The organism is Acinetobacter sp. Ag2 (genome assembly GCF_001005515.1).
GTDB lineage: Bacteria > Pseudomonadota > Gammaproteobacteria > Pseudomonadales > Moraxellaceae > Acinetobacter > Acinetobacter bereziniae.
This window is the reverse complement of record NZ_LBNA01000055.1, coordinates 1-13,571: the sequence shown is the minus strand read 5'-3', so window position 1 is coordinate 13,571 and position 13,571 is coordinate 1. Positions and strand designations below refer to the sequence as shown.

The 13,571-nt window shown below is 35.6% G+C and carries 11 protein-coding genes, 4 tRNA genes and 1 other RNA gene; 7 read left to right on the top strand and 9 right to left on the bottom strand.

Annotated elements, in window-relative coordinates:
• Nucleotides 1-33 precede the first annotated feature (33 nt).
• The gene (locus AAV97_RS15215; protein WP_046760981.1) at nucleotides 34-702 is read right to left on the bottom strand and encodes a class I SAM-dependent methyltransferase; all 669 of its coding nucleotides are present in this window, start codon (nucleotides 700-702) and stop codon (nucleotides 34-36) included.
• A gap of 223 nt (nucleotides 703-925) precedes the next feature.
• Nucleotides 926-1,774, bottom strand: coding sequence for a bifunctional methylenetetrahydrofolate dehydrogenase/methenyltetrahydrofolate cyclohydrolase FolD (folD, locus tag AAV97_RS15210; RefSeq protein WP_005030715.1), 849 nt, complete (start codon nucleotides 1,772-1,774; stop codon nucleotides 926-928).
• 152 nt (nucleotides 1,775-1,926) lie between these two features.
• Between folD and AAV97_RS15205 the strand changes: the two genes are divergently transcribed.
• The 3 genes from AAV97_RS15205 to AAV97_RS15195 all read left to right on the top strand — a co-directional run bounded on the left by AAV97_RS15205 (nucleotide 1,927) and on the right by AAV97_RS15195 (nucleotide 2,952).
• Nucleotides 1,927-2,000, top strand: a tRNA-Cys gene (locus AAV97_RS15205).
• A gap of 10 nt (nucleotides 2,001-2,010) precedes the next feature.
• Nucleotides 2,011-2,096: transfer RNA gene (locus tag AAV97_RS15200), tRNA-Leu, on the top strand.
• A 124-nt stretch (nucleotides 2,097-2,220) separates the two neighbouring features.
• A complete protein-coding gene (locus AAV97_RS15195) occupies nucleotides 2,221-2,952 on the top strand; it encodes a hypothetical protein (protein WP_004828320.1) in 732 nt (243 codons plus the stop codon).
• A 58-nt stretch (nucleotides 2,953-3,010) separates the two neighbouring features.
• Here the strand turns inward: AAV97_RS15195 and AAV97_RS15190 are convergent, their stop codons facing one another.
• Nucleotides 3,011-4,777: an alkaline phosphatase D family protein gene (locus AAV97_RS15190; protein WP_046760980.1), complete on the bottom strand. Its 1,767-nt coding sequence runs from the start codon at nucleotides 4,775-4,777 to the stop codon at nucleotides 3,011-3,013.
• Nucleotides 4,778-4,994: 217 nt separating this feature from the next.
• Here AAV97_RS15190 and AAV97_RS15185 point away from each other — a divergent pair.
• The 3 genes from AAV97_RS15185 (at nucleotide 4,995) to AAV97_RS15175 (ending at nucleotide 7,572) form a co-directional block, all read left to right on the top strand.
• Nucleotides 4,995-5,080: transfer RNA gene (locus tag AAV97_RS15185), tRNA-Leu, on the top strand.
• Between the two features lie 199 nt (nucleotides 5,081-5,279).
• Nucleotides 5,280-6,236, top strand: a complete 957-nt coding sequence (locus AAV97_RS15180; RefSeq protein ID WP_046760979.1) for an RDD family protein — start codon at nucleotides 5,280-5,282, stop codon at nucleotides 6,234-6,236.
• A gap of 592 nt (nucleotides 6,237-6,828) precedes the next feature.
• On the top strand, nucleotides 6,829-7,572 hold the full coding sequence (locus AAV97_RS15175; RefSeq protein WP_046760978.1) for a DUF4882 family protein: 744 nt from the start codon (nucleotides 6,829-6,831) through the stop codon (nucleotides 7,570-7,572).
• A gap of 199 nt (nucleotides 7,573-7,771) precedes the next feature.
• Here the strand turns inward: AAV97_RS15175 and AAV97_RS15170 are convergent.
• The 4 genes from AAV97_RS15170 to coaD all read right to left on the bottom strand — a co-directional run bounded on the left by AAV97_RS15170 (nucleotide 7,772) and on the right by coaD (nucleotide 9,073).
• A tRNA-Met gene (locus AAV97_RS15170) sits at nucleotides 7,772-7,848 on the bottom strand.
• Between the two features lie 64 nt (nucleotides 7,849-7,912).
• An RNA gene (gene rnpB, locus AAV97_RS20700) (RNase P RNA component class A) lies at nucleotides 7,913-8,290 on the bottom strand.
• Nucleotides 8,291-8,310: 20 nt separating this feature from the next.
• Nucleotides 8,311-8,580: a YfhL family 4Fe-4S dicluster ferredoxin gene (locus AAV97_RS15165; RefSeq protein WP_004828314.1), complete on the bottom strand. Its 270-nt coding sequence runs from the start codon at nucleotides 8,578-8,580 to the stop codon at nucleotides 8,311-8,313.
• Nucleotide 8,581: 1 nt separating this feature from the next.
• Nucleotides 8,582-9,073 carry a pantetheine-phosphate adenylyltransferase gene (gene coaD / locus AAV97_RS15160; protein ID WP_004828311.1) on the bottom strand — a complete coding sequence of 164 codons (492 nt, stop codon included), beginning with the start codon at nucleotides 9,071-9,073 and terminating at the stop codon, nucleotides 8,582-8,584.
• Between the two features lie 160 nt (nucleotides 9,074-9,233).
• Here coaD and smpB point away from each other — a divergent pair, with 160 nt between their 5' ends.
• Nucleotides 9,234-9,710 carry an SsrA-binding protein SmpB gene (gene smpB / locus AAV97_RS15155; RefSeq protein WP_004828309.1) on the top strand — a complete coding sequence of 159 codons (477 nt, stop codon included), beginning with the start codon at nucleotides 9,234-9,236 and terminating at the stop codon, nucleotides 9,708-9,710.
• A gap of 41 nt (nucleotides 9,711-9,751) precedes the next feature.
• Here the strand turns inward: smpB and AAV97_RS15150 are convergent, their stop codons facing one another.
• Together AAV97_RS15150 and AAV97_RS15145 are read right to left on the bottom strand one after the other, a co-directional pair.
• Complete coding sequence (locus AAV97_RS15150; RefSeq protein WP_046760977.1) at nucleotides 9,752-11,068, bottom strand: hypothetical protein; 1,317 nt, start codon at nucleotides 11,066-11,068, stop codon at nucleotides 9,752-9,754.
• Between the two features lie 565 nt (nucleotides 11,069-11,633).
• On the bottom strand, nucleotides 11,634-13,337 hold the full coding sequence (locus tag AAV97_RS15145) for a ShlB/FhaC/HecB family hemolysin secretion/activation protein (RefSeq protein WP_046760976.1): 1,704 nt from the start codon (nucleotides 13,335-13,337) through the stop codon (nucleotides 11,634-11,636).
• Nucleotides 13,338-13,571: the final 234 nt, after the last annotated feature.

Genomic DNA, 13,571 nt, shown 5'->3' with positions numbered 1-13,571 from the left:
AATCATAATAAATTTTCAAAAAATAAGACGCTTTTATAGCGTCTTATAAAAACTCACATTTCGAAACTCTTTGGCTTCATCTAAATCAGGCCATGTTGTTGCACTTCGTTCATCCAATTTTTGATAATTCGGATGACTAAAGTTTTTGATCCGACTGTCCGCCACCCATACTTCAGGGGCAAACTTTAAAAATTCATCTAAGAAAAAGCGATTAGATTGATCATATAAAACATCTGCGGCGAGCAATACATCCACCTGTTCTGCTTTATATAAATCATCCAGATATTCCAGCTCTACCTCGTTTAGTGCGGCATTTTCACGACAAGCATCTAAACTCACTTGGTCAATGTCACAACAAATCACACGCTTGGCACCCGCTAATTTGGCAGCAATCGCGACCACACCTGACCCAGCGCCAAAATCGAGAACCACCTTATCTTTAACATGATGTGGCTCAGCCAATAACCATTGTGCCATCGCCAAACCAGATGCCCAACAAAAGATCCAATAAGGCGTGTCATTCCAAATACGACGAATCACTTCATCATCTAAACGATCAGTCGGAAAAACCGGTGGAATCAACCACAATGAAATCGGAGTCTCAGGTAACTGCTGAGCGAGTAGCTGGCATTGAGGAATCACCTCATGCAAGGCTTTGAGTAAATGTGATGGGGCTTTAGGAAATTGTAAAGTACAACTCATAAATGTATAACCAAAATGATTATTCTAATACTTCGCAAATACACTAAGGTTGTTGACGCTTATATACTTCGATAATTTGCTGTTATTGCAGATCGCATCATATTGAATACATGATTGTCACAAAGTCTATTATTAAAGCAACTTTTACCAAAACAAAAATGACATTTTCGAGAACCCTTCACCATCTATAAACGATGGTGAAGGCTTTACTCTCAATATTTGATTAAGCTAACGCTTTTTCTGCTGCTTCTACAGTTTGACGAATCAATGTAGTAATCGTCATAGGTCCTACACCACCTGGAACTGGCGTATATGCTGAAGCAACTTCTTCAATTCCAACCAATTGAATATCACCAACACCACCACCTTCACGAGGATGGAAACCTGCATCTACCACAACAGCACCTTGTTTGATCCAGTCTTTTTGAATCAACTCTGCTTTACCTACTGCACCCACAACGATATCCGCTTGTTTGATTAATTCAGCAAGGTTTTGGGTACGTGAATGACAGATTGTCACTGTAGCATTGGCTTGAAGTAACATCATTGCCATCGGCTTGCCTAAAATTGCTGAACGTCCAACCACTACAGCATGCTTACCGGCAATCTCAATCTTATTTTCTTTAAGAATGGTCATGATGCCCGCAGGAGTTGCAGAACCATATGCTGCTTCACCCATTGCCATACGACCAAAACCAAGACACGTCACACCATCAACATCTTTTTCTAAAGAGATCGCATCAAAACAAGCACGTTCGTCAATCTGTTCAGGTACAGGATGCTGCAACAAAATACCATGTACATCAGGATTGGCATTTAATTTTTCGATTTCAGCCAATAATTGTTCAGTCGTGGTTTCTTTGCCTAACTCAACTTTCAAAGAATCCATACCTACACGACGACATGCATTTCCTTTCATACGAACATAAGTCGCAGATGCGCCATCATCACCCACTAAAATAGTCGCTAAAATTGGGGTACGACCTGTTTTTGCCTTTAAAGCTTCAACACGAGTCAACAAGTCTGCTTCAATTTGTTTCGCTAATGCGCGACCATCCAATACCAATGCCACGGCACATCTCCAAAGTAGATATGAATCAATTTTGCAAATAATACATGATTATTTAGACAATTTTCTTTCGTATGCTGAATTTATGTGCATATGCATGAAATATAGTATTGTTTTTTTTTCAAAGGTTGCTAATATGTGCATCACCAAGACATGGCGGGGTGGCAGAGTGGTCATGCAGCGGACTGCAACTCCGTGTACGCCGGTTCGATTCCGACCTCCGCCTCCAATCTTGTAAAGCCCGAGTGGTGAAATCGGTAGACACAGGGGATTTAAAATCCCCCGCCCACAAAGCGTGCCAGTTCGAGTCTGGCCTCGGGCACCATTTTAATCAACATTAAAATGGTGTAATAAAAAACCCAGCGATAAGCTGGTTTTTTTATGTCTAAAATTTTATATTAGCTTTTTATGTTAATCTCTAAATTGCAGTTTAAATAAGTGAAGCCTATATGATTCAAAACAAGCAAGTTTCCTTCTATTTAAATCAGTTACAACAACAATATCCAAAAGCATTTAAATACAATTTTTTATTTTATAGCCAAATTAAAACCAAAGGGCTTTTAGATGAAGCCAAGGAGTTTATTCCTTGGATTTTATCAATCATGATTTTTTGCAGTATTTACTTCAGCTTAGGTCATTATATTTCAATTCATTTTGTTCAATTTGATGCTTTTCAAGCCAATGCCATCGCAGCCTTGGCGGTTATGTTATTTTTTATGTTGATTGTTCCCATTATTATCAACCAAATCAAACACAGCTCTACCCATCTTTATCAGCAACTTAACAATACGCCATTTAAACTTGCCGCATTAATTATTCTACAAGCACTGAATCTATATTTTATTGAAAGTACACTTTTACAAGGTTTGCTATTTTTCTTTGCAATGAGCTTTGGTTTTGTGAAGTTCTATAAAGAAAATCTATTTCGAGACAGCACCAAAGATACTGAATTTTATCAATTACAACAAATTCGGAGAACTTGCTTTTGGGCGTATAAGCAAGCCAAAAAAGCCAGATTTAAAATGAGATTTTATAATAAAAATTCGGAGCAATATCAGTTTCAACAGCAACAGCTTACCCAATACTTAGAATTGCATTTACAGTTATTAAAGTATGAAAATGAAATGTGCAAAACATATAAATATGAAGATTTAGATGCCTATATGGACAGCATGATGTAATTTATTTTCATAAAAACCGAGTCAATATGATGAACTCGGTTTTTTTATGCTTGAAAATTTATGCGCTTTTTTGAATGCTTTTCACATCAATCAAATTGTTATTTAACACCACTTGATGCCCACGAGTAGCATCCACAGTATATGTATTTTCCTTAATGGTACTCACAAAAATCCAATCCGCTTGAACCTGTTGCGCGGTAAAACTCACTTTCAAATAACCACGTTGATTTAAGTTAGTATAATTCAATTCATCAATCAGTGTGGTAAACGCCATTTCAAATTGCTGTAACTGCGCTAAAGGAATACTGAGGTACTTTTCCATTCCAGGCGAAGACACAGAGCTAGTTGCCAATTCAACACCCACAAAATCACCTGTTTGTGTATGCAAGTCCGCAGACCAAGCATTATGTGTATCCCCTGCCAAAACAACGACTTTCTTATTCAGTGCTTTTAGTGTTCCATATAAAATTTCACGCTCAGCATAGTATCCATCCCACGCATCGAGATTATATGGAGCTACCGTCGTCACACGTGCTTTTTCTGTAGCTGTTAAAGATGGATCACCCGCTTTTAAACGAAGTTTTAAGGTCACTAATTCAGTAATCTGTTGATTCATTTTTACCAATGTCTCTGGAGTAACATTACCACTGGTAATTGCAGCCAATGAAAGCAGTAATTCAGCTGGAATTAGCATTTTTGCCATCAAGACTTGCTGACCTAATACATTCCATGTCGCTGTAGATTGTGCCAGTTTTTTCTGTAACCAGTCTCGTTGTTTATACCCCATCAACGTACGAGAAGTACTGATCAAATCTGACTGAAACTTGGCAATATCCAACCCAGAAGCCGTCATATAATCCGCATAATCCAGTTGCTTATCACGTGCCAAGATACGTGTATCCAACATCGTCAATTGCACCAATGAACCAAAGTCAAATTGTCGATAAATATTCAAATGATCTGTTTGATTCACAGGTCGAATTGGCATCCATTCAAAATACGCCTGTAATGCCGCTAACTTGCGATCAGAAAAGCTCCCTTCATTGGGTTGATGGTTTTCAGCACCCGCTTTCCATGCATCATTGGCTAACTCATGGTCATCCCAAATCACAATAAACGGATGACGTGCATGTGCAGCTTGTAAATCAGTATCCTTATGATAAAGCGCATAACGTTTGCGATAGTCGTCCAATTTGATAATTTCTTTATCATTGTCCGCAGGAAGCGTACGTCCTAATTTAGCCGCATCTTCAGTTGCATAGCCATCTTTGCCATATTCATAAATATAATCACCAAGATGGATAATCGCATCGACATCTTGTTTTGCCATTTCTCGATAAACATAGAAATATCCCGCTGGATAATTCGAACACGAACATACTGCAAATTGAACAGCATTGGTCGTTTCTGGTAATGTTTTGGTACGACCGACGGGTGAAATCACTGAACCGAATTTAAAACGATAATAATAAGTTTGCCCAGACTTCAACTTATCAGCATCAACTTTAACCGTAAAATCTTGTGCTTGTGTTGTTTGTACTTTCCCTGTGTTGATGATTTGTACAAATTTTTCGTCTGTCGCAATTTCCCAAACAACTTCAATACGTAAAGTAGTATCTTGGGGAGTTACACGTGTCCATAAAATCACACGGTCCTTAAGCGGATCACCACTCGCCACCCCATGTAAAAATTCAACTTTAGTGGCTGACGTTGTTGAATCATTATTGTCGCTACCACAAGCTGTCAAAGAAACTGGTATAGATAGTGCCCCAAAACTGGCTAATGACTTTTGAATAAGTTCACGGCGTGAAATTGAGCTTGGCATTGAAATCGATTTCCTCTAAGTTTTTTTATCTCATCACTTTAATCAGGAAATATTTCACTTTAATCTCAAGTTAATGAAAAATTCATGACAATAAAATCAATATATTGGCTTAAAACGCTTTATTTTCAGCCATAAACATCCGAGTTGATTGAAAAGAAAGCAAATCGTGCTAAATACGCTTGCCAAGAGAAAAACTGTCCTTTATTATTGCGCACATGCCCGAGTGGTGAAATCGGTAGACACAGGGGATTTAAAATCCCCCGCCCACAAAGCGTGCCAGTTCGAGTCTGGCCTCGGGCACCATTTTAAATTGATATTAAAATGGTGCAATTAAAGAACCCAGCAACTGCTGGTTTTTTTATGCCAAAAATTTAATCTCTTTAAATCATTAAATTTAAAATTAACATCTATTTCAAAATATCAAATACATCATTTTTAATATCTCACTTAAATATTTGATGATATTGATATTTACTTAAAAAATTCAATTTAATTAAAAACTATGACTGAAATTCAAAATCCAGTAAAAACGATTGCTCCAATATTTCCTCGACTTTTTGCATTTATCATCGACTGTTTGATTGTCGGTGTTGCATGTTTGGTAATGGGGAAAGTGCTATATCCCTATTTTGAAAACTCTCCATTTATTTTTCAATGTCATGGCACTTTGCTATGTTTGTTTTATTTCTCTGCTTTTAACAGTTCAATTGGAGATGGTAAAACGATTGGAAAAATACTCTGTAAAATTCGTGTAAAAGACTTTACAGGTGCTTCAATTTCACCAACCCACGCTTTAATTCGATCAAGCATTTTCATTATTCCATTTTGCTTTATCGGTTATTTACAATCCTTTGCACATCCGCCCCTTACACTTATTTTAATCATCGCCTTTTTTCAAAGTATTGTTTTTGCATGTTTCTACTTGGCAGTTTTTAATGGAAACAGCCAACAATCCCTTCATGATGTACTGACACGTACACAAATTCTCAGAAATACACAATCCAATATGTCTCATCAGGCAATATGGAAAGTGCATTATTACATTCTCACTTTGATCACAATGATCATTTTTTCAATCAATGTCTGGCATTATGTTCAAAATCAAAATTCAACAACTCATGATTTGACTTCAATCTCTGATGATATTCAAAATATTCAGATCGAAAATCGTTATACTTTTATTGGCGAAACTGAATCAACAAATCAAGTTCTCATTTTAAATGTTAGTCAACCTGCTTATCTTGATCAGATTGATACTGCTGAAACATTAATTCAAAGGCTTCAACAAGACAGCAATATTTTAGCCCAATATAAAATCAATCAAGTGCAATTTAATTTTTCCTATCAATTCGGTTTAGCAAAATTATCAAAAGCAACCATTTATGATTATAAAAAGACTGCCACAACGACTCAGCTCACCCATATCGGTGAGAATACATCCGTGAAGCTTGGTTTTTAAAATGTATTTGGGATAAGACTGAAATAGATTTGCAATGTATGGTCTACAGAACAAGGGAAGAAATTTTTAAATTAAATAAGTAAACTCAATTAAATTTTAAGTTCCTGATAGTAAAATAGTATTTTTAAATTATTAAAGTGTATACCATTCTTTTAACAGGCACTAATTTTATTATCTTTAGTTTTACTATTGCAAAGACAATAACACCCCATAGTATCATCGATACTAATTAATGACATATTTGTAATTCTTACGATTCTACAGAATTCTGTTGTGATGAAATTAATCATTATCTCTACTTCATAAATTGGAAAACAACATCAATATTTTTAAATAAATAATCCAAAAAAATATAGTACAATTCCAAAACACCATTTACATTATTGAATAATAAGAATAAATATTTCATAAAATTAAAATTTAATACTGGAATCTTAAAACAAAAAATTTAATCTTTCCTATATTTCAGACTGAAATTAAACTTTTATTTAACCAACTTTATTTAAATATTGAAACAAATAATATCTAATTTATTAGCTATATTTATAAATTTTATTGTATATTTTAACTTCACACGTAAAAGGATTTTATAATGAGAAAATTAATAATGATATTATTAACGGGATTAATAAATGTTAATGTATGGGCTACTTCATGCAATTACAACTTTAATGCAACTCAACCCCAGTTAGGTACGCAAAGGCAAAATTTTCCGATACATATAAATCAAAAAGTCGGATTTAATATAACGGATAGCACATTAACTAAAACTTATACTGCTTTTAGTAAAGAATTTTTGGAAAGTAACTCTAACAAAGTGACAATAGGAGACAAAAATGTACCCAAAAAAGGAATTTTTGCATTTGAAGTAGATATTATTGCACCACAGCTACCAATGTCAGGATCTGATTCAGGATATTTTTTACCCTTTATAATATATGTGACAGCGAATGGTGTTAAAACTGGCAGATATTATATTAGTTATATCAATAATTTTGTATCATTCCCAAATTCAAATAATATTATTTTAGATTTTGGCAGCGAAAATATTGCAATTATTCCAGCCTCGAAGAGCAATATTAAACTAGGTTTCTACTTTGATCAAACAACAAAAAATATAAATTATATTGTAGATGGCATAAACAAAGGAGTATTAGCAAAAATGGAAGGTGAATTCAATGAAATAGCATTTGGTATCGATGGTGGTCAATCGGAGGTTCAACTCAACTCCAATTCAATTGGTAAACAATTTACCATTGAGTTGGTTACAGACTACACAAAAATGACTCAATCATACCCTATATGTACAAAAGATATTTGCGGAAATATAATTTAATCTTACTATTAATTTAAACACACATAATTTTAAAATCGCCATGATGATTAATTTATAAATTCGGTATTTTGCTGATTAAACTAAATTAGTAAAAATACATCCGTGAAGCTTGGTTTTTAAAAGAGCATTTAAATGGTTTTAATATGCATGATTGAAAGATAAAAAAAGACCACGTTTTTGGAAACGTGGTCTATAAAAATGGTGGCTATGACGGGACTTGAACCTGTGACCCCCGCATTATGAGTGCGGTGCTCTAACCAACTGAGCTACATAGCCTAAAACTGTGCGCGCATTATCTGCTGTAACTCACGTTACGTCAAGTAATAATTGCAATAAAATTCATTGAAGTGAGCCGATAAGCCGGGTTCTGTCTAGAACGATCATTCCTCTAGGCGCACAATCACTCATACGCTCAAGCGACCTACCCGGATCCAGCATGGGCCATGCCTATAGGATCCCTATTTGGTCTTGCTTCCGGTGGGGTTTACCATGCCATGAACTGTTACCAGTCATGCGGTGCGCTCTTACCGCACCCTTTCACCCTTACCTTCCATTTCTCCGAAAAGAAACGATATTGAAGGCGGTCTACTCTCTGCTGCACTTTCCGTCGGTTTACACCGCCCAGGCGTTACCTGGCACCTTGCCCGATGAAGCCCGGACTTTCCTCCCCTGCTTCAATCACGGAGATCTCCACAGCAGCGATCGTCTGGCTCACTTCGGGGCGTATGCTAACAAATTTTACTGGGAATTGCTTGCGCTTTTTTGAGCAATTAAACTTTTATACTTCTCCATCAAGTCTTCTTGGCTTTCTACATGATTTGGATCAAGAGGAATACAATCTACTGGACAGAAAAGTGCACACTGCGGCTCATCAAAATGCCCCACACATTCTGTACAGAGGTTTGGATGGATTTCATAAATCTCCTCCCCCATAAAAATGGCTTCATTTGGGCATACCGGTTCACATACATCACAATTGATGCATTCATCAGTGATTATTAAAGACACATTACCAACCTTGTTGATGTTTACGGTGAAAAGCTTCGACCACACATTGTGGCACAAATTTAGCGACATCACCTTTTAATCGCGCAATTTCCCGAACCATCGTTGAAGAAATAAATGAAAATTGCTCTGAAGGTGTTAAAAATACTGTTTCAAAATCATGATCCAATTGACGGTTCATATTGGCAAGCTGAAATTCATATTCAAAATCTGACACAGCTCTTAATCCACGTAAAACAGCAGTCGCATTTTGCTCACGGGCAAAATTTACCAATAGACCATCAAAGCCAACAAACTCAACATTAGGTAGATGTTTGAGTGATATTTTCGCTAACTCTACACGCTCTTCTAAACTGAATACTGGATTTTTATGATGTCCAATCGCAATTGCAACGACGACTTCATCAAACATCCGTGAAGCGCGGGCAACCAAATCCACATGGCCATTGGTAATTGGATCAAAAGTTCCTGGATAGATGACACGAGTTTTAGACATCCATTTGTACTCAAGTTTGTTATGTAGGGCTATAGTTTAACAAAAACTTAAATCTTAGCGAATAACCTCTGCACATTTAGCCTTTGCTTTAATTGTGAAATGACTTCACCTCACGCCAAGTTTAAGGCAGAATAAGGCTATTCTTGGAATTATTTGTATTATGTCGAAAAATATTGTCGTAAAAAAAAATAATGGCGGGACGATTGCACAAAATAAACGTGCGCGTCACGATTATTTTATTGAAGAAAAATTTGAAGCTGGGCTTTCGTTGCAAGGCTGGGAAGTAAAGTCATTACGTGCTGGACGTATGACCATTACAGAAAGCTATATTACCTTTAAAAATAATGAAGCGTTTCTGTTCGGCGCTCAGATTCAACCTTTATTATCTGCATCAACACATGTGGTACCTGAAGCAACACGTACGCGCAAGCTACTGCTTTCCCGTCGTGAATTAGAAAAGTTAATGGGCGCAGTCAATCAAAAGGGCTATACGTGTGTACCATTGGCATGTTACTGGAAAGGTCACTTGGCAAAACTAGAGATTGCTCTAGTAAAAGGTAAACAGTTGCATGATAAACGTGCTACTGAAAAAGACCGTGATTGGCAACGAGATAAAGCTCGAATTATGCACAAATAAGAAAAACCTCCGAATGGAGGTTTTTCTTTTAGAAAGAATACTCAACAGAACTTTAATGAACCATAGCAGTTAGGTGCAAAATCTTGGTTTTTAAGCTGTAAATCTTGCAATGGGAAATTGACTGATGTATTCGGTAAATTAATATTACCAATTTCTAATGAGCTGCCCAATAAACAATCTAAAGCTTGGCAGGATGGTACAGCTGTCGTCGCTAATGCATTACTTAATGGACCAACGACTTGCTTAAGTACATCATTGGTGATATCGATCCCTTTAGATGGAGTCACATTCCCAATATCAACAGCATCCTCAAATGCCATCCACCAACCTCTTTGAGCGGTCACCTCAGCATTTGACCACCATACATTTTGACTTTGCAATGATAAAGAAAATGGATTATTTAAAGGAATTTTATGGATATAGCCCAAACTTTCACTGATCGATAGATTTGCTGTTAACCCTGTAATATCACCATTAACCTGTTTCTCTAAATTTAATGTGCCCAATAAAGGAACTTTTACACCCGCTTTTAATCGCCCACCAAAGTTTAAACGGTCAATATAAGCTTTGCCTGTTAAGTTCACACTACTTTGTCGCATCCCATTAATTGTTGCTGAATCAACTTGAATGGGTGCTGTAGTACTTTGCAAAGTTAAATTATAATCTGTTGAAGATAAAGGCAATCGCCCACAAAAAAATAGTACACAAACATCTACATTTCCAGTGATTGGCATTTGAGTATCGGTATAACTCATACCTCGACTATTTGTATAACCTAAACCTGTCGTCGCTTTTGTCTTTAAAAAACCACTAAGTGAATTAATACCATTCGGAGTTTCTGAATTTTCAGTTCCTGCGGTTAACATCCCTAAAACCTTTTCAGCACTTAAACGTAAACCCACGACTTCTCTTGTTGACGCTGCATCAGGGTTCTTTATTGCGAACTCTAAAAAAGGATTGGTTAATTTGGCACTTGAACCAGCTCTTCCCTCACGGGTATCTGCTAAACCAGATAAGCTGAGGTTATCAATATCAATATCACAGCCACCTGCACCATTGATACCGCCACATCCTAGTTGTAATTTTTTTATGTTGGCATTCAGCTCAAGTTCAGCTTCCATCCCAAGCTTATAAAAGCCAACCCCCTGCCCTTGCATTTTATTGGCAGCATCATTTGGAGCAATATAACCAAGACTCATCAATGCTTGACCTTGAACTTTTGAAAGCTCCGTATCATTTAACTCAATCATACCCTCTGTGTGAGGCAAATTAGCAAAACTATGATTCGAAACAAAAAATCCACCAAAAATTAAAATCATCTTACTGATTTTAATTAATTTTCCCACAATAATATCCATATCACCTGCTCAGATTTTTATTATTGGTCAAAAATATAGGAAAATCAGCAGCAACAGAATAGCTTAGCAGGACATATATTTTGTCTATATTCACAATGTTCTTTTTTATTTGAATGAGGTTATGATTTTTAAGAGTTTTTATGTGAATTATTGTTTTGTTTTTTTATGTAACTTTATTCAATAACATTAAAATACTTCATTTACCTTGGATTTTATTTCATCAACCATCCATTTAAATTTAAAAAAATATGTGATAAATCACTTAAAATAGACTCAATCCACTCCCACTTTAATAAATGATTTTTCTAATGGATGTTATTGAAGGATATCTATAGCATTCAATATATTTAAACACTGGTAGTTTAATAACGTTACTATAATTGGATGAGATCAATGTAATTTTAAAAACTAACGCTAATCAACGTTACTTTGAATTAAACCAAGAAATGTCTTATCCATGACAATCAGAAGCAGTATTGATTATCAAATAAACTCATTTTCAACACTAATTCAAAAATAGATTTAGTATTCAATTATTATAAATTATTTCAATTAGTTACAAAAATTAAAATCTCCAACCTACTTGAAGTAGCACCCTTGGATTTCTATCTTGATCACTGTTGGCTGAGGGAGTATCTCGCCATGCAACCGTCGCATTATAATCAAAGTCTCGATATGCCCCACCAAAACCAATACCTGTACTGCCTAAGTATCGTGTATTTTTATCTGTTAAGTATGGGTTCTTATTTTGCTGTATTTTCCCAACATCCTGAAATAAATAAGTATTTAAAAATGGTTTAAGTTGATAATAAAAGCTCACTGTAGAACCCCATCCCTGATCTCCTAATCCCTCGGCTGAAGGATATGCACGCATTTGATTAAAAGAGAATTTTTCTGAAGAGTCTAAATTTTTGGATGCAAGTTGCCCATAGACTTCACTAGTCAACCAAGAAGATTGCGTTAGTCTTTGTTGTCGCGTGAGTTTTAACTCGTATTTATAATAACTTCCCTGAGTTTTTGCAGACATGCTGTCTATATTTAATGCGGTCGGACTTTGAATATTTAAATTTCCAAATGTGGTAATCAGTTCAATCTGATTCATCCCCCCTTTTATTTCTCTTATCCCCCAATCATCAGTCCTGTTAAAATTCAATGCCAACCGACTAGCCTGTATCTGCTTAGAAGTTTGAGCATCTGTCGCCGCAATCTCATCAAATAGCTTTCTTTTTTCTAATTGTAATTTTGCATTCAAGTTGGTTCGTTGAGTTCGAATCAATGGATAGCTTAGATTCAAGTTGTAATTGCTAGACGTTCCTTTAGCATCTAATATTTTGAACTGTTCACCTAATTCATATTGAGTTCGACTATAGCTCCCTCCAAGCCACAAACCATTTCCAGTGATCGGAAATTGAGCATTTAAATTACCAGAAATGATATCTTGATTACTAGTCAATAATTGAGCAGATATTCTTTCTCCGTATCCCATTATACTTTGGCTTTCTATATAACCTGAAACACGATATTTGCCTGTATATGTGCTTCCAGCATTGTCAAGTCCGACTCTTCCTTGAAATAGCTTCTGACCAGAGATGTCCAAAATTAAATCTGTTTGCCCAATATCGTTTCCTGCTTGTAAATTGGCTTGTATTACACCAATACCAGATAAATCTGAAAGGTATAATAGAGCTTGATTGCTTCGTTCTCGCTCTAAAGCTTGTTGTTTTGGAATTTTTTTTAAATATCTGTTAATTACATGATGATTAACGCTTGAATGATTCTTTAAAAAAATTTGATCTAGCCGACCTTCTAATATTTGAATTCTCAATATACCATTGTCCATTTTTTGCTTTGGTAAATATGCTTTTGCTAAAAAATAGCCTTTGTCTTTATAGTATTGGGTTATTTTATCAGTTGCCATTTGTAAATCGGCGAGAATATTATTTTTATTTTCTAAATGCTTCACTAAATCATGAAGTATGACAGTCTCAATCTTTTGATTTCCCTCTAGTTCTACTTTAGCCACCCAAATCGAGGTTTGATCTTGACTATAATTTTGTTGTGTGGTGTTTGAGTCAAAATATTGTTGGTCTACTTTACTGCCTCGACTCAATGATTCAGGAATTAATTGTTTAACAATAGTTCCGCTATCTGGTACTGATATTTCAGCATGTGTGATAAAGGAAAACCCAAGGAGAATCAAGATATAACTATTTTTTGAAGAATCTCTTCTATTATTACTTTTAGCTTTTCTATTTGAATAAACGGTCATTTTTTCTCTAAATATACTCAATATTGATATACAAAACGAGGAGAATCCCCCTCGTTTAAGACTTAAAATTTATTTTTATATCAATTATTATATCGAAGCCACGGGGTTTTATTATCTTCATCTATAACCCATATTGAATTCGAGGTTGGATCAGATATATCTGCAATATTCCAGTCCGTAAAAGTCATAATTTTTTGCAGCTCAGCCGTTGTTTGGTAATACTCCCATTTTTAA